We start from the raw sequence: 21508 nt of genomic DNA, 5'->3' as shown, positions 1-21508 counted from the left end.
TTGATAATTGAGAGTCTTAAAATTTAGCTTTATGACTCAATTCTAATCTTATATGCATTAAGTAATCCTAAAATGTTCTCTTTTGAGAAAATTGCATTCTTAATTGTAGTTGTAGAAGGGTTGATTGAAAAGTTAAAGGCTGAAGAAAAATCTGAGCCATTAAGTTGCGCACGTTCAAAAACGGCATTTTTTAAATCACACTCAGAAAAGTCTACATTTTTAGCTTCTGTTTCTGTAAAATCTACATTGTGCATTTTACAATTTAAAAATTTTGTATTGTTAATTTTTAACTGGTAAAAGGAACTTAAATTTAAGGAACAGTTTTTAAAACTAAAGGCTAACAAAAAATCATTACAATTTTGAAATTGTACACCAACAAGTTTACAATTATTAAAATCAACCTCATTAAATGTGGTGTGCATAGCATTAACGTTACTAAAATTACATTCTATAAATTCGCATTCTAGAAATATTGTATTAGAAATATCAGAATTTTCGAAATTACAGTTAGTAAACGTACAGTCTAGGTATTCTATTTTTGGTAGAAAGTTTTTGGTAAAATCTTGGTTTATAAAACTTTTATTATCTACAGATTGTTGATTCATTTTACAAGAATACAAAAGATTTGATTAAAATTTATGACATCCTGAAACGAGTTTAGGATACTAAAACTGAAAATGTTTATATAAATAAAAAGCCATATCACTACAGTAAACTGTGCTGACATGGCTTCTCTTTGAAACAGTACTGCTACGACTTATTTAGTATTACACTAACTCAGCTGTATGGCTTACACCATCATCCTTTTCGGTTCAAGCGTTGCTGTTTCAATGAAACTGTTCTTACCTTTCAAAATGTATTGACCTGATATTACTAAGTTTCTCAAGATTTGTTTTTCTTGATGTTTCTCTTAACATTGTTCGTTTGCGCGTTCAATACGTCCAAAAAACATTGCTTATCCTATTCGCGTTCACTTTCGATTCCGTTACTTTTTCAAAGCTTTTCACTTACGTTTTCTAACCTACAGTGCATGTTACAAAATATAAGCTTCATGGTTAACTACACCAACACTTATCTACATAAGCGGTTTGCTAACCTCAAAAAACAATCTCATTATATAAAGAACGTTACTTTACTACAATTTAACATAAATTCAATTCCGAAGATTCAAAACCAAACTAGGTTTGTTGTTAATTGTTTAGTAAATGTAGATTTATATTACGAATATACAAATTTTTTAACTAAATAGATATAAACATCTTATAAACTGTAGTTATTAACAAAAGTTAATAACTAAAAAAGCCTTCATAACTGAAGGCTTTTTTGAGTGGTATGTAAGTTAAATTATCTTCTAACTTCTTTAATTCTTGCTTTTTTACCAGTAAGACCTCTAAAGTAGAAAATTCTAGCTCTACGTACTTTACCTCTTTTATTAACTTCTACTTTTTGTAAAGCAGGTAAGTTAACTGGGAAGATACGCTCTACGCCAATTGTTCCTGACATTTTACGGATTGTAAATGTTTCAGAAGTTCCTGTTCCTTTGCGTTGTAATACTACACCTCTAAAGAACTGTGTACGTACTTTTTCTCCTTCTCTAATTTCGTAGTAAACAGTAATTGTGTCACCAGCACTAAATGCAGGAAGGTCTTTACGGGTTACAAATTCGTCTTGTACAAATTTTACTAAAGAATCCATGTTTTTTCTTTTATTATGGTTGTTTCAAATCAACATTCACGATTTTCGCCAGAGGTTAATCTAAAGTGGGTGCAAAGATAATTAAAAAGTTAAAAGTAAAAAGTAGAAAGTGAAAAGTTTTTTACCGATTGTTTATGGGTTTAATCGTTGAGTCGTTTATTTGTTTTTTTAGCCATTAAGCATTAACCATTAAGAAGGTCTGGTCGTCGTTCTTGTGTTCTTTTGTAGGCTTGTTCTTCGCGCCATTTTTCAATTTTGCCAAAATCTCCACTAAATAACACTTCTGGAACCTTCATACCTTTATATTCTCGTGGTCTGGTATAAATAGGTGGTGCCAATAAATTATCCTGAAACGAATCGGTTAGGGCAGAGGTCTCATTGCCCAAAACACCAGGTATTAATCGTATTACAGCATCGCATAGCACAGCGGCTCCAAGTTCTCCGCCAGAAAGTACATAGTCTCCAATGGATATTTCTCTGGTTATAAATTTATCGCGGACACGTTGATCCACACCTTTATAATGTCCGCAAAGGATAATAATATTTTCTTTTAACGAAACCTGATTGGCAATACTTTGGTTAAGACGCTCGCCATCTGGCGTCATGTAAATAATTTCATCGTAGTGACGCTCTGCTTGTAAACCTGAAATACATTTATCTATAGGTTCTATAAGCATTACCATACCAGCTCCTCCACCAAATTGGTAATCGTCAATAGATTTGTAATTATCTGTGGTGTAATCTCTAAGGTTATGAAAATGGACTTCTACCAAATTGGCTTCTATTGCACGTTTAAGGATTGAGGCTTCAAACGGACTTTTTAATAGTTCTGGTAATACGGTTATGATATCTATGCGCATTGTTTATCTAAATAGAATGCAAAGGTAAGTTTAATTGAGATATTTTTTTGAAGTTCGTTTAATGGCTCGTGGATATAAAAGCGTTTAAATGTTTTATATCCAAAGTAAAACGAAGTTAGCTGAAAAAAAATAAAATGACAAACTGTTGTGTATCATTCAGTAAGGTTGTGATAGGGAATAAAAAAATCCGCAATAAAAATTACGGATTTTAAATCTATATATTTTAAGACACTTCGACTACACCTTTGCGATAGCTTCGGTCCACAGGTGCGCTCAGTGCTACAGTTTTGTTATGACTTATTCTTATTAATTTCGTCTTGCAACTGTCGTCTTACTTTTTGCTCGCGCTCTAAAGCTGTACGTCTGTGTTCTTCAAACTCTAATTCTACTTCTTCAAGTTTGTGCTTGGCATCTCTGGTTGCAGAATTACTGCCTTTAAACTTGTATATAAAAAACAACAGAAATCCTGTAAGCGCAGCAATAATGCTCCACATTATTACATTATAATTGGTTTTGCTGGTTTGCATGCCTAGCAAAGCCATATTGTTTTTTTCAGAATTTGTTTGGTCTAGTGTGGTTTGGGTATTACCAAGTTTGGCTTTTAAATCTTCTATCTCTTTGGCTTGATTCGCTACAATGTTTTCAGAATTTTCTAACTTCTTGTAGGTTGTTTTTAAAGAATCTAAGACGTTTGCCTTTAAGGTTAAAAGCGATGAGAATTTTACAGCTTCGTACTTCTGTCCGTTAACACCTTTAAAGTTTCCAGATTTTCTAAAAATATATTCAAACTGGCTGTCAATTGTACCACTGTTTAATGATAATTTATCTTCTTCTTCATCAGCATTAGTTTGTGCTTTTACAGTTTGAAGACTAAATGTAACTGCTAGAATCACAGCGACTTTTGTTAAGAATTTCATCTTAGATGTATTTTTGGTTGTATTAGATTAATTAAGTTGCCAAGATAGTAATTTTATAAGCATATTATAAATAAATTACTAAACAAATAGCCTCTCAATTACGAGAGGCTACTTATATACGAACGAAGTTTATAAATGGATGTCATATATTTTATAAAACAAAAAAAATCTTGCCATTAAGACAAGATTTTTTCTTTTTCTTTTTCAAAGAATTCTAATAGTAAGCATAGCGTCTTACTTTAGAAATATATTTTGCTAAGCGAATAACCTGGTGGCTATAGCCGTATTCATTATCGTACCATATATATAAGATGGCATTTTTACCGTCTGTTCTTACGATGGTAGCTTTACTATCGTAAATAGAAGGTGCAGAACTACCAACAATATCGCTAGATACAAGCTCATCACTCATTTCATATTTAATCTGCTCAACTAAATCACCTTCAAGTGCATATTTTTTCATGATGGTGTTCATGCTTTCTACAGAAGTTTCATTTTCTAACTCTAAGCTTAAAATTGCTAAAGACCCATTAGGAACAGGAACTCTAATAGCGTTAGAAGTTAGTTTTCCTTCTAATGATGGTAATGCCTTGCTTACAGCTTGTCCAGCTCCAGTTTCGGTAATTACCATATTTAATCCTGCAGCTCTTCCTCGTCTGTATTTTTTATGAAAGTTATCTACTAAATTTTGGTCATTGGTATAGGCGTGGATGGTTTCTAAGTGTCCGGATTTAACACCAAAAGAATCTTCTACAGCTTTTAATATAGGAGTAATAGCATTTGTAGTACAAGATGCTGCCGAGAAAATATCTACTTTATCTGGATCGTATTCTAAATGGTTAACACCATGAACAATATTTGGTACTCCTTTGCCAGGTGCAGTTAATAAAACTTTACTAACACCTTTAGACTTTAAGTGTCTTCCTAAGGCTTTATCGTCTCTAAATGCTCCTGTATTATCAATAACAAGGGCATTGTTGATACCATATTTTGTGTAATCAATATCTTCTGGTGCATTGGCAGAAATAATATTTACTGTTGTACCATTGATAATTAGTGCACTATTTTCTACATCAACACTTACCATTCCTGAGAAGTCTCCGTGTACAGAGTCGTTTCTTAATAATGATGCGCGTTTTTCTAAAACGGTTTTGTTAATCTCACCACGCGTTACAATAGCTCTTAATCGTAGTTGATTGCCTTTGCCAGTTCGTGCCATTAACTCACGTGCAACTAATCTTCCAATTCTACCAAAACCATAAAGCACTACGTCTTTTGGTTGTATGTCTTTCGACTTTTTAGAATCGCCTAATTTTGCAGAAACAAATGCAGTTGCATTGTCGTATTTCTGATCTTCTAAGTGGTACTCGTAAGTTAGTTTACCGATGTCTAATTTTGCAGGAGGCAAATTTAGTTTCTTAATGGCTTGAGCAATCTCAACGGAATCAAAAATAGATATTGGCTTCTGAACAAATTCTCCTGCATACTCATGCAAGTTTAAAATTTCGCTCACTTTTCTGTCAATTAACTGATTTCTGAAAATTACAAGCTCAATTGAGTTGTCGTACCATAAGTCGCTTACAGTTTTAATAAATTCAACCGTTGCTCTGCGACGGTCTGCTTGAAACGCTAACTCTTTTTCGTAAGTGTCGTTAAAACCCATTTTGTTTTTGGTTTAGTGATTTTAAATTTTGCGCAAAAATACATATTTCAAACGTTTTCGTAGCACTTTTTAACGAAAATAAAAAGCCCTTTAAAGAATAAATCCTTAAAGGGTTTTTTTAGTTGAATTTTAGATCTATTTACCTAAAATTATAGACCACTTTTTCACCTTGATTGTTTATAACTTCAAATTGAAGTGGCTCATTATAGTTTTTAGCTTTTAAAGCATTTTGAACGTCATCTACAGAATATAATTTTTTTCCGTTAATACGAGTGATGATACTACCTTCTTCAACACCATTCCTTCTCCAGTAGGATTCATAATTAGGGTCATCAAGGCTAGAAATTTTTAAACCATACTCAATATTATATTTTTTCAATTCTTTCTCAGAGGCATTTTTTACAATACCAACTGTTGGTAAATTGAAAATATTATTTTTCAAAAGCGTTACTGGTAGTATTTCCTTTTTACCATCTCTTATTAAAGTAACATTAACAACATCATCTGGGCTCTTTGTTTTTAAATAACCAGACAAGTCAGAGAATTTATTAATCTTAACATTGTCAATTTTTTTAATAATATCTCCAGATTTTATACCAGCTTTTTCTGCTCCAGTATCACTGGTGACTTCGCTAACATAAAATCCTTCTGTAATATCTGTGCCTAATTGCTCAGCTGTTTTGCTATTGAGAGCACCTCCAACAACACCAAGAATCCCATTTTGTACATTTCCGTACTCCATAATATCATTTACAATTTTTCGGGCAATATTACTAGGTACAGCAAAAGAGTATCCTATATAAGAACCATCACGAGACGAAATAGCAGTATTAATACCAATTAAATCTCCGTTGGTGTTTACCAAAGCTCCACCAGAGTTTCCGGGATTTACTGCAGCGTCAGTCTGTATAAAAGATTGTAGGTTTCTGCCGCTTAAGTCTCTAGATTTTGCACTTATTATTCCTGCGGTAACTGTAGAGTTTAAATTAAACGGGTTGCCAACGGCCAAAACCCATTCACCTATTTTGGCATTGTCAGAATCTCCAAAAGCCATAAAAGGTAAATCTTCCTCTGCATCAATTTTTAACAAGGCAATATCTGTAGTTTCGTCTGTGCCGATTAACTCAGCCATATAAGATTTGTTATTATTTAGGGTAATGCTAATTTCGTTGGCATTTTGTATAACGTGATTATTTGTAACGATATAACCCGTTGGCGAAATTATAACACCACTTCCTGTACCAACTTGAGCTCGTTGAGAATTACGACCAAAAAATAAATCTTGCATAGTCATATGACCCGAAACTATGGCTGTGTTTTTAACATGTACAACGGCATCAATAGATTTTTCTACAGCATCAACAAAATTTGGTGCTAAAGATGCATTGTTTATTGTGTTAACCGTGTTATTAGTAGGAACAAAAACTGGAAAATCAGATGATTGTTCTACAGCTAATTGTTGATTGTCTTTTTCGACAAAAAGTTTATAACCACCTAGAGTTAATAGACCACCTAATGCCGAAACACATACTAATGTTAGAATCTTCTTCATTTTTTTCAGAATTTAGTTTAACTATTTAACGTTTAAAATTAGATATTTATTGATTTTGATTTTCATTTTAACTACTATTTAACGTCAACTTTAACTACGCTTTAACAAGTAATTTTACCGCCTAATATTCTTATATTTGCGGGTAATTATGACAATGACATTTTATAAATATCAAGGCACTGGAAACGATTTTATTATAGTCGATAATCGTTTGAAAATTATAAACAAAAAAGATACCAAACGTATTGCTGAACTGTGTGACAGACGTTTTGGCATTGGAGCAGATGGTTTCATTCTGTTGGAAAATGACAAAATTTCGGACTTTAAAATGGTGTATTACAATGCAGATGGTAATGAAAGTACAATGTGTGGTAACGGAGGACGATGTATTGCAGCTTTTGCGAAGTTTATCGGTATAATAGATAATGAAACGGAGTTTGTCGCCATTGATGGCTTACACAAAGCTAAGATTGAAAATAACAATGTACAGCTTCAGATGCAAGATGTATCAGAAGTAGAAACGCATGCCAATCACTTATTTTTAGACACAGGCTCTCCTCATCATGTTGAAACTGTTTCAGATATAAAAAGTTTGGATGTTAAATCACTAGGTTCAAAAATTAGATATGGTCAACCTTACAATGAAGCTGGAAGTAATGTAAACTTTGTTGAGCAGGAAACTGCAGATACTTTTGCGGTTAGAACTTATGAGCGTGGAGTAGAGGATGAAACCTTATCTTGTGGAACTGGTGTTACAGCTGTGGCATTAGCCATGCATGCTAACGGTAAGACAAAAAGTAATTCAGTTCATCTAAAAACACCAGGTGGTAAACTAAATGTTACTTTTAAATGTAATGGTGAAGGTTATAATAACATTTGGCTAACAGGACCAACGGAACAAGTATTTAAGGGCGAAGTAGAATGGTAACATTAAAAGGCGAACATATATATTTAAGAGCCTTGGAGCCTGAAGATTTGGATTTTGTGTTTAAAATTGAAAATGACACCTCACTCTGGGAACTCAGCGATACACAAGCACCATATTCTAGATTTTTGATTAAGCAATACCTCAAAAATGCCCAACAAGATATATTTGAAGCTAAGCAATTACGATTGGCCATTTGTACTATGGATAACAATACCATTGGTCTTATCGACGTTTTTGATTTCAACATAAAGAATAAAAGAGCTGGAATAGGTATTATAATTCAGGACGAATCCAATCGCCAAAAAGGATATGGTAAAGAAGCTTTGGAGCTTTTGGTTAACTATTGTTTTAAAACGCTTCATTTACATCAGGTGTATGCCAATATTTCTAAGCATAACAAAGCTAGTTTAAAGTTGTTTGAGAGTAATGGTTTTAATAAAATAGGCTTAAAAAGAGATTGGAGTTTTGATGGTGAAAAGTTTACAGACGAATATATTTTACAACGTATTAACGATTAATTTATGTATTTAAAAAAGATTCTTTGGGCAGTGGCCTTAATTGGATTAGTGATTTTTGCAGTAATTGCCTATTATATTTATGGAGCAATGTTTAAACCTAATACAACTTTTAATAATGAAGTTGCCTATATATATGTACCATCTGATGCTAATTACAACCAAGTAAGAGAACAATTAGTGCCTTTATTAGATAATATAAATACGTTTGATGCGCTAGCGAGTCAAAAGAAATATACTGCCAACGTCAAAGCTGGGCGCTATGCCATTAAAAAAGGCATGAACAATAATGAGATTATCACTTCCATTAGAAGTCAAAACCTACCGATTAAGATTGCCTTTAATAATCAGAATAGTTTAAATGATTTAGCAGGAAGAATAAGCACTCAGATTGAAGCTGATAGCCTTTCCTTATTGAATGCTATGACAGATGAAACTTTTTTAACCAACAATGGGTTTACCAAAGCGACAGCATTGGGTATGTACTTGCCCAATAGCTACGAATTTTTTTGGAATACATCTGCTGAAGGCTTTAGGGACAAAATGCTAACGGAATACAATCGTTTTTGGAATGAGAGTAGAAAAGCCAAAGCTAAAAAATTAAACCTCAGTCCAAATGAAGTTATGACCTTGGCTTCTATAGTTCACGAAGAGTCTAAGCAAGCAGATGAACAACCAAGAGTGGCAGGTGTTTACTTAAACAGATTAAGAATTGGTATGGCATTGCAAGCAGATCCTACACTAAAATTTGCTGCTTACCAATTACCTGAGTACAAAAACACAGTAATTAGACGTGTTTTAAATATTCATAAAGAAATAGACTCTCCTTATAATACATATAAAAACGTAGGGTTGCCACCAGGACCAATTGCTATGCCAGATTTATCTGCTGTAAATGCTGTTTTAAATCCTGAAAAGCATAGTTACCTATATTTTGCTGCAGATGCTAAAAATGTGGGTTATCATAAATTTGCTAAAACCTTAGCACAGCACAATAATAATGCACGTGAGTATCAAAGGTACTTATCTTCAAAGGGTATAAATAGGTAATATTTTGAAATCATCTTATTACTATATAGCCTTTTTCTTAGTAATAAGTAGTTCTTTGTTTTCTCAGTCAAAGTTCAATCAGTTTTTAAAACCGAGTGACACACTTAATAAGCAAAGACGTAATGCAGTAGTTATAACAGAATCTTCTGTAGCAATTGCAACGCTTATTGGTTTAAATCAGCTTTGGTATGCGGACTATCCTAAATCAAAATTCAAAACTATTAATGATAGTGGAGAATGGTTGCAAATGGATAAGTTTGGTCATATTTTTTCATCGTATCAATTAAGTCGTGTCGGAGCTAGTACCTTTAATTGGGCTGGTGTTAGTAAGAAAGACCAATTAATTTATGGCTCTACTTTAGGTTTAGGGTTTTTAACGGCAGTAGAGGTTATGGATGGTTTTTCTGAAGAATGGGGTTTTTCATGGACAGATATTGCAGCCAATACCTTTGGAACAGGGTTTTATGTTGGTCAGGAATTACTGTGGGAAGAACAACGTCTGCTTCTCAAATATTCTTTTCACAGAACAAAATATGCGCAGCAGCGACCAAACACATTAGGTAATGGACTTTCTGAAGAATTTCTGAAAGATTACAACGGACAAACCTATTGGTTGAGTGCTAATATAAATTCGTTTTTAAAGACCGACTATATTCCTAATTGGTTAAACCTTGCATTTGGCTATGGAGCAGAGGGTATGTTAACAGGTGATACCAATGATTTATTATTTCAAAATCAAAATAGAATACGTCAATTTTATCTAAGCTTAGATATTGATTTGAGCCGCATAAAAACAAAATCTCACTTCCTGAAATCCATTTTTGACGTTCTAAACGTAATTAAGCTTCCTTTTCCAGCAATAGAACTTAATAGTAAAGGAAGTGTAAAGATGCATTATTTCTACTTTTAGCAAGTATTAATAACTGTTAAACGGTTGATTTTCAGTATTAAAAATAATTTCGTATATTTGCACGCGATTTAATAAAGCTATTTTGGGGAAAAGTTTTATTAGTTAAAATTGGCTGTTATGACTAAAAATAACGTTAAGAATTTTGCATTACCTTTTTCAATCTGTTTGCTGATTGCTTTAGCACTGTATCCAGATTCTAATCTCGATTTTGATAAGTATTCCACAGAAGGGTTAGAGCTCAACTATAATATGTCTAAAGAAATGGCTATGACACTAGGGTCAGATGAGCCTAAGTATAGCATATTTACTCCGCATTTAGGTAAATCCTTTGAAGGATTTAAAGAAGCTTTAGCTTTTAAAGAATCTAGAGGTGATTATTTTACTGTAAATACTTTAGGTTATTTAGGAAAATACCAGTTTGGCGCTGAGACTTTAAAGCTTATTGGTATTTATAACCCTAATCAATTTTTATACAATCCAGAGTTACAAGAAAAAGCATTTATTGCTAATGCTGAACGTAATAAATGGATTTTAAGAAAGGATATTAAGCGTTTTGAAGGCAAAGTAATTGGAGGTATAAAAGTAACAGAGTCTGGAATCTTAGCTGCTGCTCATTTAGCAGGTCCAGGTAGCGTAAAAAAGTATTTACGCAGTTATGGCGGTACTAACTTTGCTGATGCATATGGTTCAACCGTAAAGTACTACATGAAAAAGTTCTCTGGTTACGATACTTCAATAGTAGAACCAAATAAAAAAGCTAAAGCAAGAATTTAGTCTTTTTGTATAATAAAGATGGCAGGTCTTTTATGAAAGTCTTCTTTATTGTGTTTCCAATCTTTCGCAGGAAGAGTTTTAATAAACTCAGAAGGAAGCGTTAGGTCGCACGCAACACAAACTCTAGTTTGTGGTTGTAGTACATTGGTTAAATCCTCTAGCATTTTCATATTTCTATAAGGTGTTTCAATGAAAATTTGTGCTTGGCTTTGTTCAAAAGACAAGCGTTCTAGTGTTTTTAATTTTGACTTTCTTTCACCTTTGTCAATAGGCAGGTAGCCATTAAAAGTGAAGTTTTGACCGCTCATTCCAGATGCCATTAACGCTAATAAAATTGATGATGGTCCAACTAATGGAACAACTCTTATATTCATTTGGTGTGCTAAGCTCACAATATCCGAACCTGGGTCTGCTATTGCAGGACAACCAGCTTCAGAAAGTAAGCCAACAGATTGTCCTTCTAAACAAGGATTTAAATATGTGTTACGCTCGTCTTCAGTAGTATATTTATTAAGTACCTTAATGATTAGTTTTGGTTGAGACTTGCTTGGTAATACACGTTTAATGAAGCGACGTGCCGTTTTTTCATTTTCAACAATGTAATAATCAACGTCTTCAATTACTTTCTTTATTGAGATTGGTAAGACTTCCAAAGGCGGATTATCTCCTAATCTCGTTGGAATAAGGTGTAATTTACCAGTGTTTTCTTTCATTAATTTATAACGAGTTTATGTACCCTCTGCAGATTATTACTGGTATTTATTTTTAATATATAAATACCTTTTGCAAGTTGGGATGTATCAATTTTTTGAACAGTGTCAGCATCTTTATTTATGGTGCTTATCGCTTTGCCTTGAATATTATAAATTGAAACTTCCGCAGATACTGAAGAATTTATAGATGAAAAATCTATAGTCAATTCACCCTTTGTTGGATTAGGATATATTGATACGTTAGATAAGTCTTGCTCGTCAACAGTTAATGATGCATCAATTAATTTAGAGATGTTTCCACCTAAACTTGCAACGTAAAGTTCTCCATTAATATCCTCACCAAAAGCAACTAAGCTTCCAGAGAAATTTTCAAAAGTCATGGACCAACTGCCTCCTACATCTTCTATAAAACCGACTTCTTGTGTACAAACATCCGCAAAGAAATACAATCCATTAAAGTTTGGAAATTCAGAACCTCTGTACCTATAGCCACCAGTAATAGAGCAATAAATATTATGGTTTCCATATTCTGCAACAGGAAAAGTTAATGAGCTACTACTTGGGCAGCCTGTGGTATTGTATGTGGCAGAACCTTCATAGCACCTCCAGCCATAATTGAGACCGGCTGCTGAGCCAGGAGCATTGTTGATCTCTTCAAAAGCATCTTGACCTACGTCAGCAATCCAGATGTCTCCATTGGATCGGTCAAATGAAAATTTCCACGGATTTCGTAATCCATAAGCCCAAATTTCCTCATTGGCTCCAGCAGTACCAACAAATGGGTTGTCCGCAGGAATATCGTAAGGATTTGAAGTCGTTGAATTGTTTACATCAATTCTCAATATTTTACCTAAAAAGGTTCCTAAATCTTGTCCATTATCTTGTGGATCACCACCAGAACCACCATCTCCACTGGAAATGTATAAATAGCCATCTGGTCCAAACTGCAATTCACCTCCGTTATGATTGCTAAATGGCTGGGAAAACGAAAGAATTATTAATTCCGAATTTGGGTCGGCAATTGATGGATTAGAACTGTCTCTAGAGAATCTTGAAACAACCGTATTTCCTGAATTATTAATGTAGTTTACAAAAAAGTAACCATTAGTTGCATAGTTTGGATGAAAAGCTAACCCTAATAACCCTTGTTCACTGCCCGAACTATTAACACGTGTATCAATATCTAAAAAGGGTGTACTATTTACTGAGCCATCAGAATTTATGATTTTAATGATGCCATCTTGCTCTGCGGCAAATAATCGACTATCTCCAGCATGCTTAAGGTTTACAGGTCTGTTTAAGCCTGACGCAAACAATTCAAGTTCTAAATCTTGTGCATTACAAAACACAAAAAAGAAACAGCATATAAAAAAGTGTAAAGTTTTCATGTCAATTTTTTTTAAGAATGTTGTTGATACTAAGATACAAAAAATAGCGCAATAGTAAGAATATCGTTACAATTGAGCACTTGTTAAATTATCTGCAATCAACTGGGAAGTAGCTTCTAATAAGTCAAAAACATATTCAAAATCACTGATATCGCCATAATAAGGGTCTGGTACATTTTTATCGGAAATAGAATTGTTCGCTTCTAAAAACAATTTCACCTTTTCTATATCATCAGTATGTCTTGCTAAGCTTATTATATTGGAATAATTAGATTGATCCATGGCGAAGATATAATCAAAGTTATCAAAATCTTCGACCTTAAATTGTCTAGCTTTTTGATTGCTAATAGTAATGCCATGAGTTCTGGCAACTTTAATAGAGCGATGGTCTGGTTTATTGCCAACATGATAAGCAGCTGTGCCTGCAGAATCAACGTAAAACTTATCTTCAGGAAGTTTGGATTGTAAAATACCGTGTGCTAGTGGTGAACGGCAAATATTACCGAGACACACCATTAAAATCCTAGTCATAAGTGTTTATGATTAAAGTGCTAACTTTTTAGAAAGATCTTCTACATACTTTCTAAATTGCTTGTCGGTAGATGATAAGTTGTCAACAGTTTTGCAAGCGTGCAATACAGTAGCGTGATCCCTTTGCCCTATTTGAGAGCCAATACTAGCAAGTGATGCTTTGGTATATTTTTTAGCAAAGAACATAGCCAATTGACGTGCCTGTACAATATGACGCTTACGCGTTTTAGATTGAAGTGTATTTACATCCATTTGGAAGTAATCTGAAACTACCTTTTGTATATAATCTATAGAAACTTCGCGCTTAGTGTTTTTAACAAACTTCTCTACAATATCCTTGGCGAGATTAATTGTGATTTCTTTTTTGTTAAAAGAAGACTGTGCGATTAATGAAATTATGGCTCCTTCTAACTCTCTTACATTGGTTTTGATATGCTTGGCAACATATTCAATAATTTCTTCAGGCATTTCTACACCATCTCTGTAGAGTTTGTTCTTTAAAATAGATACTCTAGTTTCAAAATCTGGTGTTTGTAATTCTGCAGAAAGTCCCCATTTAAAACGCGATAATAAGCGTTGTTCAATATCTTGCATGTCAACAGGTGCTTTGTCACTTGTTAAAACAACTTGCTTACCGTTTTGGTGTAAGTGATTGAAAATATGGAAGAATACGTCTTGTGTGCCAGTTTTTCCTGATAAGAATTGTACATCATCAATAATGAGTACATCTATAATTTGATAGAAGTGAATAAAATCATTTCTATTATTCTTCTTTACAGAATCAATGTATTGTTGTGTGAATTTTTCAGCAGAAATATATAAAACCGTTTTTTCAGGGTATTTGTCTTTGATATCCACACCAATAGCGTGTGCTAAATGTGTCTTACCTAAACCTACACCTCCAAAAATTAGAAGCGGATTAAATGATGTGCCACCTGGTTTGTTAGCAACAGCTATTCCTGCATTTCTAGCCAATCGGTTAGAGTCTCCTTCTAAGAAATTTTCAAAGCTATAACTTGGGTTAAGCTGAGATTCAATCTTTACATTTCTAATACCTGGAATTACAAATGGATTTTTTAACTCTGGGCTTTTATTATTGAAAGGAACATCTACATCTTGAGATTTAACAGCGCTTCTATTAGAACTAGGGATTTTCTCCGTAAATGGTTGCTTGTTGCCATAAGTGTTTTCCATCTTAATAACATAAACCAGTTTTGCGTCTTCACCTAATTCTTTTGTAAGAGATACTTTTAAAATTTTCACGTAATGCTCTTCAAGCCATTCGTAGAAAAATTTACTAGGAACTTGAATACTTAAAGCATTTCCTGAAAGTTTTACAGCTTGTATAGGTTCAAACCATGTTTTATAGGCTTGTGGTTGTATATTATCTTTTATAAAGGCGAGACAATTACTCCATACAGATTCCGCTGTGATCTCCATTCGTTAAGTTAAATTTTCGTTGTTAGTTAGATTAGCAAAAAAAAAGAGAATAAGGATTCTCTTGTTGTTTTGAACAGGACAAATATGTGAACAAAATTCTTAAAAAAAAAATCAAATTCTATTGAATTTTCGGAAATTTTTCCCCATGTTTAAAACATTTGAAAATTACAAATTTTTTCCTAAACAAAAGCATAGAATTGAATTTTAACGAAACAAAAATACAAGTACGCTATGGTGAGACTGACCAAATGGGAGTTGTGTACCATGCTAATTACGCCGTTTATTTTGAAGTTGGTAGAACAGAGTGGTTACGCCAGTTTGGGCTTAGTTATAAGCGTATGGAAGAAGATGGCATAATGCTACCCGTAATTTCACTATCCATAAATTACAAAAATTCAGCACGTTATGACGATGTGCTTAAAGTAAAAACTAAGTTAAAAAAAATGCCAACAGCTTCCATAGAATTTGAATACGAATTAATAAATGAATCTGGTGAATTACTGGCTACTGGATCAACAATTTTGGCATTTATAGACATGAAACGAAACAGGCCTACGCGATGCCCAAAATATCTTTTAGACCAACTGCAAAATTATTCGTTATAATTCATGTATTTCAACGCCAAAAAATTGATTAAAGAGTTCAAAAACTTTAAAACTGTTACCTTTTCTGACAGATATTTCTAACAGACAATTGTGTTCTAGCGTTTGATTGATGATTTCAACTTGATTTTCTTTGAGTATTCTCATCACTTTACTCATGTTTTTATATTCAAATCTCAGCTGAAATGCCTGATTTATGGTTTTTTCAATTATATCTGCAGCATCTAAAGCTAATTGCGCACCAGTTCTATAAGCATTAATTAAACCACCAACTCCTAATTTTACGCCTCCATAGTATCTGATAACCACAATTAAGATGTTTGTAAGGTCGTAAGATTGTATTTGTCCATATATAGGCATTCCTGCAGAATTATTAGGTTCGCCATCATCATTTACTCTATACTGAATAGCTTCTGTGCCCAATTGGTAGGCATAGCACCAATGTCTTGCGGAATAGTGTTCTTTCTTTAGTGTTTCAATATGTGTTTTTATTTCTTCTTCCGTTGTAACTGGGTAAGCGAAACCATAAAACTTGCTGTTTTTGTCTTTAAAGAGTTCTCCTTCTGCAGGTTTTGATATGGTTTTGTATGTATCTTGGTTATCTAACATTTAAAGTGTTACTAAAATTATGGAGATCAACGCTATGGCTACACCTATCCAATTTTTAATAGATATGCGCTCTTTAAATAATACTAATCCTGTAAGTGTAGAAATTGCAATAATCGCCACATTATTTATGGTGAAAATGGTTGAGCTTTCATTACCTTCTACTTGTAAAGCTTTTAAAAGGAAGTATAATGAACAATAATTCACTATCCCTAGGGCAATACCAAAGGGTAGGCTATTTGCTTTGAGTGAAATCTTTTGGTTTATATGTTTAAAGAGTAAAATAAATATTCCTGCTAAACCAGCCATTGCAAAGATTATGGATAAAAAAAGCGTTAGGTTATCTTTTGGTGCAAAATGGTTGACGCTAGTGTCTATGATGCCAGAACCCAAGAATAGTAGGATTGGTAGATAACTAAACTTACTAATCACAGCTTTATCCTTTGGTTTTAAAGCTGTAAGAATAACGGCTATTAAAGCCAGTAGGATTCCGATAATTTTCTGATAGCCAGCACTCTCATTATAAACATATATGCCAAATAGCACAGGGATTATAACACTCATTTTAGTTGCTACAGAAACTACTGATAAACCATTTTTTTGAGCCGTGAGCGCCATGATGTTAAATATGGTAATAAACAATAAACCCAATCCGATTGCGACATACAACCAGTCACTATCCAAAATATAAGAAATTTTTATGTCTCCTTTATACAATAGTAAGCCACAAATAAACGCTGTAAAATAGTTAACAACAATTGCTTGTAAGGTGTTAACCTTGTATTTGCTAAATAGTTTAAAGAATACAAAAATTACCGTAGAGGATAAGATGCTTAGTATTAAATAAATCAAAACAGTTCTTTTTTTATTTTGAATAAATCAACAACATCTTCACGTGTTTCGTCAATGTTCCAGGTGTGAAAGCCTAATTGTCCTGCCGTATCTGTATTGTCTTTTGTGTCATCTATAAAAAGGCATTCTTCAGCTTTTAATTTATTTTCATCTAAAACAAATTCAAAAATATCTGCGTTTGGTTTTCTTAGATTGATTTCTTGAGATAAGTAAAAAGCATCAAAATAGGCTTTAAATTCCTCATAAAATGGAACATTCTGTTTAATGAAATCAATATGCATATTATTGGTGTTGCTCAATAATATGAGTTTATAATCTTTTCGTTGAGCGAGATTTTTTATAAACTCTAATCGATGTTCGGGAAAATCTTTGATTATGCAGTTCCAAGCATAAATGAGATCTGTTTCATTAATACTTTTAAATTTAGTCTTATAAAACGCAACAAACTCAGCTGTTGAAATCTTACCAATTTCATACTGAATGTTGGTTTCAATCATATCAGCTTCAAAAGTCTCTAGTTTAAACAAGTTTAAAGCATTTTGCATCGCTCCTTGTTTGTCTAGATTAATGAAAACATCACCAAAATCGAATATTAACGTTTTAACCTTTGACATAAATTTTTAATAAATCTGTTTTAATTTTCGTTTCAGAAATAAGAGCTCCTTTAAATAGAGGTGCTTTTGTGCCAGTTGTAAACACTACATTTCCTGTAAAAACTCTTGCTTCGTCCCATAAATCTTCATCTATAAAAGTTTGAAGTGTTTGTGCTCCTCCTTCAATAATAACCGAATTGATATTTTGGGTATATAGTACTTCACAAATTTGATTGGCAATGGGTTTACTAAAATCTATCTGTTGGTCTGTAATTTTAATGGTTTTGGCATCGTCATTAAATACGTTGAATTCTGAATGTAGTTTAGATGTCCTGTCCAAAACAATTCTAATAGGATTTTCGCCAATCCAATCTCTAACTGTTAGACTAGGATTGTCATCCAAAACGGTATTCGTTCCTACTAAAATAGCTTGTTCTTCTGCACGCCATTTGTGTACAAGTTGGCGCGAATAAGGATTTGTAATCCAAACCGGCTTTTTTTCGTCCTTTATTATAGGAGCAATAAAACCATCTTCAGTTTCTGCCCATTTCAATATAATATAAGGACGCTTTTTATTATGAAAGGTGAAAAATTGCTTATGATGAAGCTTGCATTCTGCCTCTAAAACACCAACAATAACATTACAACCAGAAGCTTTCAGTTTAGCAATGCCTTTACCAGCAACTTCAGGATTGTCGTCGATGCAACCTATAACAACCTCTGGAATTTGATGTTTTATAATTAAGTCACTGCATGGTGGAGTTTTTCCAAAATGGCTGCAAGGCTCTAGTGTTACGTATAATGTACTTTTTGCTAACAATGATTTGTCGTCAACCGAATTTATAGCATTGACTTCAGCATGATTACCACCATAAGCACTTGTAAAACCTTCACCAATAATTTTATTCTTGTAAACTACAACGGCTCCAACCATAGGATTTGGTCGTGTTTTGCCTAAACCATTTTTGGCAATTTTTATACAACGTTTTATATAGAGTTCGTGCTTTTGCAAACTATAGCTTTATTTTTAGTTCTTGGGTTTCATCTACGGAATACGTAGAAGAGTAGCCTAAAACTTTATATTTTATATCACCTTTATACTGCACTTTTAGACGTTGCGAAATTAAACTACCTAGTAAACCTCCAAGGCTTTTGTTGTCCATAATGCTATCTGTTGCTACTGCAACTATGAGAGGAATTGTAAAATTCTTTTTCGAAGGTACATTAAACTCGTCCGAAACTACTGTGGCGACTTCGGTGTCATTAATATATACTTTAAGGTCATCCGTTTTTAAAGAACCTCCAACATCATTTGGATTCATAAACAATGCATCGGCTTTTAGCGTAATTGTCTGAATATTAGAATTTACTACCTTGATGTTTTCTAAGCCTATAAACTCTGGTTTTTCGGTCACAGTACAGTTGAAAACTAGTGTAAAAAACAGCAAAAACAATAAATATCTTTTCAGCATAAAATGGTAATTATATGTATCTTCATACCGAAGAAAAATCAGTAAAAAAATAACCCTTAGAGTGCGTAAAGATACTATTGTTATTCGAGAAATAGAACTCAAAGATAATCCTAAAATAGCCAAAGCAATTCGTTCGGTTTTAATAGAATACGGAGTGCCAAAAGTCGGTACTGCATACGAGGATAAAGCCTTGGATTGCATGACGGAAACATACAGCGAAGCAAAGAAAAAGTATTTTGTTATTGCTAAAGGTGATGCTATTCTTGGCGGAGCAGGAATTTCGCCATTAGATAATTACGATAGCAATGTCTGCGAATTACAAAAAATGTATTTTATGCCTGAAGCACGAGGAAAAGGATTGGGTAGTGAAATGATGGAGAAATGCCTTGATTTTGCAAAGCAAGTTGGTTTTGAGCAATGTTATCTTGAAACATTGCCTTATATGGAAGAGGCTAGAAAATTGTACAGAAAAGTAGGTTTTAAAAGTATTGACAAACCTCTTGGAGACACAGGTCACTATTCCTGTACAGAATGGATGCTTAAAGATTTGTAAGATTTGAAACTACTCGATTTAAAAAATATATTCCACAAAGAACTCGATGCTATTTACGGTAAGGAAGAGGTGCAAAGTTTTTTCTACCTATTAATAGAGCATTATTTGTCTGTGCCTAGAATTCAATTAACGTTGGAGCCAGAATTTACAATTACAAAATCTGAAACTGATATATTTTTTAAGGTGTTAGAAGATTTAAAACTGCAGAAACCAATTCAATATATTATAGGTGAAACTGAATTTTATGGCTTGCCTTTTAAAGTGAATGAAAATGTGCTCATTCCAAGACCAGAAACGGAGGAATTAGTTGATTTAATTATCAGGTGTCATTCAGAACATAGTGATGAATCTCGACCAAAAATCCTTGACATTGGCACAGGTTCTGGTTGTATAGCAATCAGTCTGGCAAAACATTTGCCAAACGCAAAGGTTTATGCTTTAGATATTTCTGAAAAAGCATTAGAAATAGCCGAATATAACGCAAAGCATAATAACGCAAACATTACATTTATAAAAGCAGATATTTTAAAGTTGAAGGATTCTTCCCTTTGGGAAGATGTCGCGGAGCGACAGAAGGGGTTTTTAGACCTTATTGTTTCCAACCCACCATACGTAAGAAACCTAGAAAAGGCAGAAATAAAACCCAATGTTTTGGACAATGAACCGCATTTGGCTTTGTTTGTTGAGGATGAAAACCCTCTTCAATTTTATAAAGCAATCACAAAGTTTGCTGTTGAAAACTTAAAGCCAAAGGCTCAACTATTTTTTGAAATTAACCAGTACCTTGGAAACGACACCAAACAATTATTAGTAGATGCTAACTTTGAGGATGTGGTATTGTTGAAAGATTTGAATGGTAATGATCGAATGCTTAAAGGAAGAAAAAAATAATATGAAGAATATAGCAGTGTTTTGTGGTAGTAGTGAAGGTAATGATGAGAAAATAATTAATGAATCTTATGCGTTAGGAAAGACCTTTGCCGAAAAAAATATAACTTTAGTATATGGAGCTGCTAAGATTGGTATTATGGGCAAAGTAGCTCAAGGAGTCATTGATAATAATGGTGAAACCATTGGAGTAATTCCACATTTTTTAAAAACAAAAGAAATTGTTCATACTGAGCTTACCGAATTAATCGTCACAGATAACATGCACGATAGAAAGGTGATTATGTACGATAAAAGTGATGGCTTTATCATTATTCCAGGTGGATTTGGCACAATGGATGAGTTTTTCGAAATCACAACTTGGGGACAATTAGGATTGCATACCAAGCCAATCGGAATTTTAAACACCAACGGTTATTATGATGCTTTAATAATGCAATGCAAAATGATGGTAAGTCGTGGATTTTTAAAACAAGAAAATTTAGACGCTGTGGTGGTAGATACTACTATTGATGGCTTATTAGAAAAAATGAATAATTACAAACCATTGCCTGCACCACAATGGTTGAATAAAGAAAGGCTCTAAATTCCTGCGAAGGCAAAGGAATAGAAATAATTTGATAAATTGAAACTAACCAAGGAGGATATTAATAAATATTACAGGCTTTTTAGCTATGTTAGTATTGTTTTAGGAGTACTATTATTATTTATATTGAATGCAGAATTAAGTGAAAAAAATCTTATTGCAATTACAATTAATATAGTGTATCACGTATTTTATTTTTTTCCTAGAATTATGGAAATTCACAAACCTTTTAAAAAATTTGCAAGTGTGAATTTGGGTAAAATGATATTGAAGATTTTTACAATATTTTGTTTTTGCTGGGCTTTTTCTTTGGTTTTTTACATAATATATTCAATAATAATTGATAATTACTATGAAAGCCTTTTCATTGTAACTTTACCAATAAGTTTTTTTCTAGGTTCATATTCTGTATGGCATAGT

At 33.2% G+C, this 21508-nt stretch carries 24 protein-coding genes; 9 read left to right on the top strand and 15 right to left on the bottom strand.

The features are described 5' to 3' along the window. Positions 1–29: 29 nt before the first annotated feature. The 6 genes from ACFFGA_RS08345 to ACFFGA_RS08320 form a co-directional block, all read right to left on the bottom strand. The gene (locus tag ACFFGA_RS08345; RefSeq protein WP_386062389.1) at positions 30–605 is read right to left on the bottom strand and encodes a pentapeptide repeat-containing protein; all 576 of its coding nucleotides are present in this window, start codon (positions 603–605) and stop codon (positions 30–32) included. Between the two features lie 739 nt (positions 606–1344). Continuing rightward, the gene (rplS, locus tag ACFFGA_RS08340; protein ID WP_386062386.1) at positions 1345–1695 is read right to left on the bottom strand and encodes a 50S ribosomal protein L19; all 351 of its coding nucleotides are present in this window, start codon (positions 1693–1695) and stop codon (positions 1345–1347) included. A 182-nt stretch (positions 1696–1877) separates the two neighbouring features. Beyond that, positions 1878–2555: a tRNA (guanosine(37)-N1)-methyltransferase TrmD gene (gene trmD, locus ACFFGA_RS08335; RefSeq protein ID WP_386062383.1), complete on the bottom strand. Its 678-nt coding sequence runs from the start codon at positions 2553–2555 to the stop codon at positions 1878–1880. Positions 2556–2845: 290 nt separating this feature from the next. Beyond that, positions 2846–3472, bottom strand: coding sequence for a tRNA (guanine-N1)-methyltransferase (locus ACFFGA_RS08330; RefSeq protein WP_386062380.1), 627 nt, complete (start codon positions 3470–3472; stop codon positions 2846–2848). Positions 3473–3686: 214 nt separating this feature from the next. Further along, positions 3687–5135 carry a glyceraldehyde-3-phosphate dehydrogenase gene (locus tag ACFFGA_RS08325; RefSeq protein WP_386062378.1) on the bottom strand — a complete coding sequence of 483 codons (1449 nt, stop codon included), beginning with the start codon at positions 5133–5135 and terminating at the stop codon, positions 3687–3689. Between the two features lie 139 nt (positions 5136–5274). After that, positions 5275–6687, bottom strand: a complete 1413-nt coding sequence (locus ACFFGA_RS08320; RefSeq protein WP_386062376.1) for a trypsin-like peptidase domain-containing protein — start codon at positions 6685–6687, stop codon at positions 5275–5277. Between the two features lie 148 nt (positions 6688–6835). On the opposite strand from ACFFGA_RS08320, the gene dapF reads away from it, so the two are divergent. The 5 genes from dapF (at position 6836) to ACFFGA_RS08295 (ending at position 10864) form a co-directional block, all read left to right on the top strand. Next, on the top strand, positions 6836–7615 hold the full coding sequence (gene dapF, locus ACFFGA_RS08315; RefSeq protein WP_386062373.1) for a diaminopimelate epimerase: 780 nt from the start codon (positions 6836–6838) through the stop codon (positions 7613–7615). Continuing rightward, on the top strand, positions 7609–8133 hold the full coding sequence (locus tag ACFFGA_RS08310; protein WP_386062370.1) for a GNAT family N-acetyltransferase: 525 nt from the start codon (positions 7609–7611) through the stop codon (positions 8131–8133). The genes dapF and ACFFGA_RS08310 overlap by 7 nt, the downstream gene beginning before the upstream one ends. Positions 8134–8136: 3 nt before the next feature. After that, positions 8137–9180: an endolytic transglycosylase MltG gene (gene mltG / locus ACFFGA_RS08305; protein WP_386062367.1), complete on the top strand. Its 1044-nt coding sequence runs from the start codon at positions 8137–8139 to the stop codon at positions 9178–9180. 4 nt (positions 9181–9184) lie between these two features. Beyond that, a complete protein-coding gene (locus ACFFGA_RS08300) occupies positions 9185–10090 on the top strand; it encodes a DUF2279 domain-containing protein (RefSeq protein ID WP_386062364.1) in 906 nt (301 codons plus the stop codon). A gap of 117 nt (positions 10091–10207) precedes the next feature. Then, on the top strand, positions 10208–10864 hold the full coding sequence (locus ACFFGA_RS08295; protein WP_386062362.1) for a peptidoglycan-binding protein LysM: 657 nt from the start codon (positions 10208–10210) through the stop codon (positions 10862–10864). Here ACFFGA_RS08295 and ACFFGA_RS08290 read toward each other — a convergent pair. The 4 genes from ACFFGA_RS08290 to dnaA all read right to left on the bottom strand — a co-directional run bounded on the left by ACFFGA_RS08290 (position 10861) and on the right by dnaA (position 14936). Continuing rightward, positions 10861–11577, bottom strand: coding sequence for an SAM-dependent methyltransferase (locus ACFFGA_RS08290; RefSeq protein ID WP_386062360.1), 717 nt, complete (start codon positions 11575–11577; stop codon positions 10861–10863). The genes ACFFGA_RS08295 and ACFFGA_RS08290 overlap by 4 nt on opposite strands. Further along, positions 11577–12965 (bottom strand): PQQ-dependent sugar dehydrogenase, encoded by a 1389-nt coding sequence (locus tag ACFFGA_RS08285; RefSeq protein ID WP_386062357.1) that lies wholly within the window; start codon positions 12963–12965, stop codon positions 11577–11579. Before ACFFGA_RS08285 ends, ACFFGA_RS08290 begins: the two co-directional genes overlap by 1 nt. A 66-nt stretch (positions 12966–13031) precedes the next feature. Then, the gene (locus ACFFGA_RS08280; protein ID WP_386062355.1) at positions 13032–13496 is read right to left on the bottom strand and encodes a low molecular weight protein-tyrosine-phosphatase; all 465 of its coding nucleotides are present in this window, start codon (positions 13494–13496) and stop codon (positions 13032–13034) included. Between the two features lie 12 nt (positions 13497–13508). Next, positions 13509–14936: a chromosomal replication initiator protein DnaA gene (gene dnaA / locus ACFFGA_RS08275; RefSeq protein ID WP_386062353.1), complete on the bottom strand. Its 1428-nt coding sequence runs from the start codon at positions 14934–14936 to the stop codon at positions 13509–13511. A gap of 197 nt (positions 14937–15133) precedes the next feature. Between dnaA and ACFFGA_RS08270 the strand changes: the two genes are divergently transcribed. Further along, positions 15134–15541, top strand: a complete 408-nt coding sequence (locus ACFFGA_RS08270) for an acyl-CoA thioesterase (RefSeq protein ID WP_386062350.1) — start codon at positions 15134–15136, stop codon at positions 15539–15541. Here the strand turns inward: ACFFGA_RS08270 and ACFFGA_RS08265 are convergent. Genes ACFFGA_RS08265 through ACFFGA_RS08245 form a run of 5 tightly spaced genes read right to left on the bottom strand, consistent with a single transcriptional unit; the run spans position 15536 to position 19061 of the window. Continuing rightward, a complete protein-coding gene (locus ACFFGA_RS08265) occupies positions 15536–16147 on the bottom strand; it encodes an IMPACT family protein (protein WP_386062347.1) in 612 nt (203 codons plus the stop codon). The two genes, ACFFGA_RS08270 and ACFFGA_RS08265, sit on opposite strands and share 6 nt — an antisense overlap. After that, a complete protein-coding gene (locus ACFFGA_RS08260) occupies positions 16148–16996 on the bottom strand; it encodes an EamA family transporter (protein ID WP_386062344.1) in 849 nt (282 codons plus the stop codon). After that, positions 16993–17610, bottom strand: a complete 618-nt coding sequence (locus tag ACFFGA_RS08255; protein WP_386062341.1) for an HAD family hydrolase — start codon at positions 17608–17610, stop codon at positions 16993–16995. Before ACFFGA_RS08255 ends, ACFFGA_RS08260 begins: the two co-directional genes overlap by 4 nt. Continuing rightward, positions 17597–18601 carry a bifunctional diaminohydroxyphosphoribosylaminopyrimidine deaminase/5-amino-6-(5-phosphoribosylamino)uracil reductase RibD gene (gene ribD, locus ACFFGA_RS08250; RefSeq protein WP_386062338.1) on the bottom strand — a complete coding sequence of 335 codons (1005 nt, stop codon included), beginning with the start codon at positions 18599–18601 and terminating at the stop codon, positions 17597–17599. The genes ACFFGA_RS08255 and ribD overlap by 14 nt, the downstream gene beginning before the upstream one ends. A gap of 1 nt (position 18602) precedes the next feature. Further along, positions 18603–19061, bottom strand: a complete 459-nt coding sequence (locus ACFFGA_RS08245) for an LEA type 2 family protein (protein WP_386062335.1) — start codon at positions 19059–19061, stop codon at positions 18603–18605. Between the two features lie 61 nt (positions 19062–19122). Between ACFFGA_RS08245 and ACFFGA_RS08240 the strand changes: the two genes are divergently transcribed. Genes ACFFGA_RS08240 through ACFFGA_RS08230 form a run of 3 tightly spaced genes read left to right on the top strand, consistent with a single transcriptional unit; the run spans position 19123 to position 21088 of the window. Then, on the top strand, positions 19123–19614 hold the full coding sequence (locus ACFFGA_RS08240; protein WP_386062333.1) for a GNAT family N-acetyltransferase: 492 nt from the start codon (positions 19123–19125) through the stop codon (positions 19612–19614). A gap of 3 nt (positions 19615–19617) precedes the next feature. Then, positions 19618–20505 (top strand): peptide chain release factor N(5)-glutamine methyltransferase, encoded by an 888-nt coding sequence (gene prmC / locus ACFFGA_RS08235; RefSeq protein WP_386062330.1) that lies wholly within the window; start codon positions 19618–19620, stop codon positions 20503–20505. A gap of 1 nt (position 20506) precedes the next feature. Continuing rightward, positions 20507–21088: an LOG family protein gene (locus ACFFGA_RS08230; RefSeq protein ID WP_386062328.1), complete on the top strand. Its 582-nt coding sequence runs from the start codon at positions 20507–20509 to the stop codon at positions 21086–21088. Positions 21089–21508: the final 420 nt, after the last annotated feature.

Origin of the sequence: Winogradskyella pulchriflava, assembly GCF_042434315.1 — a bacterium.
GTDB classification, from domain to species: domain Bacteria; phylum Bacteroidota; class Bacteroidia; order Flavobacteriales; family Flavobacteriaceae; genus Winogradskyella; species Winogradskyella pulchriflava.
Note: the sequence above shows the minus strand (reverse complement) of the source record. Positions and strands in the feature narration are given on the sequence as shown.

Bases quoted from the DNA above. Each gene is read 5' to 3' on its own strand.
- ACFFGA_RS08345 (WP_386062389.1), bottom strand. From the start codon at position 605: ATGAATCAACAATCTGTAGATAATAAAAGTTTTATAAACCAAGATTTT.
- rplS (WP_386062386.1), bottom strand. From the start codon at position 1,695: ATGGATTCTTTAGTAAAATTTGTACAAGACGAATTTGTAACCCGTAAA.
- trmD (WP_386062383.1), bottom strand. From the start codon at position 2,555: ATGCGCATAGATATCATAACCGTATTACCAGAACTATTAAAAAGTCCG.
- ACFFGA_RS08330 (WP_386062380.1), bottom strand. From the start codon at position 3,472: ATGAAATTCTTAACAAAAGTCGCTGTGATTCTAGCAGTTACATTTAGT.
- ACFFGA_RS08325 (WP_386062378.1), bottom strand. From the start codon at position 5,135: ATGGGTTTTAACGACACTTACGAAAAAGAGTTAGCGTTTCAAGCAGAC.
- ACFFGA_RS08320 (WP_386062376.1), bottom strand. From the start codon at position 6,687: ATGAAGAAGATTCTAACATTAGTATGTGTTTCGGCATTAGGTGGTCTA.
- dapF (WP_386062373.1), top strand. From the start codon at position 6,836: ATGACAATGACATTTTATAAATATCAAGGCACTGGAAACGATTTTATT.
- ACFFGA_RS08310 (WP_386062370.1), top strand. From the start codon at position 7,609: ATGGTAACATTAAAAGGCGAACATATATATTTAAGAGCCTTGGAGCCT.
- mltG (WP_386062367.1), top strand. From the start codon at position 8,137: ATGTATTTAAAAAAGATTCTTTGGGCAGTGGCCTTAATTGGATTAGTG.
- ACFFGA_RS08295 (WP_386062362.1), top strand. From the start codon at position 10,208: ATGACTAAAAATAACGTTAAGAATTTTGCATTACCTTTTTCAATCTGT.
- ACFFGA_RS08290 (WP_386062360.1), bottom strand. From the start codon at position 11,577: ATGAAAGAAAACACTGGTAAATTACACCTTATTCCAACGAGATTAGGA.
- ACFFGA_RS08285 (WP_386062357.1), bottom strand. From the start codon at position 12,965: ATGAAAACTTTACACTTTTTTATATGCTGTTTCTTTTTTGTGTTTTGT.
- ACFFGA_RS08280 (WP_386062355.1), bottom strand. From the start codon at position 13,496: ATGACTAGGATTTTAATGGTGTGTCTCGGTAATATTTGCCGTTCACCA.
- dnaA (WP_386062353.1), bottom strand. From the start codon at position 14,936: ATGGAGATCACAGCGGAATCTGTATGGAGTAATTGTCTCGCCTTTATA.
- ACFFGA_RS08265 (WP_386062347.1), bottom strand. From the start codon at position 16,147: ATGTTAGATAACCAAGATACATACAAAACCATATCAAAACCTGCAGAA.
- ACFFGA_RS08255 (WP_386062341.1), bottom strand. From the start codon at position 17,610: ATGTCAAAGGTTAAAACGTTAATATTCGATTTTGGTGATGTTTTCATT.
- ACFFGA_RS08245 (WP_386062335.1), bottom strand. From the start codon at position 19,061: ATGCTGAAAAGATATTTATTGTTTTTGCTGTTTTTTACACTAGTTTTC.
- ACFFGA_RS08230 (WP_386062328.1), top strand. From the start codon at position 20,507: ATGAAGAATATAGCAGTGTTTTGTGGTAGTAGTGAAGGTAATGATGAG.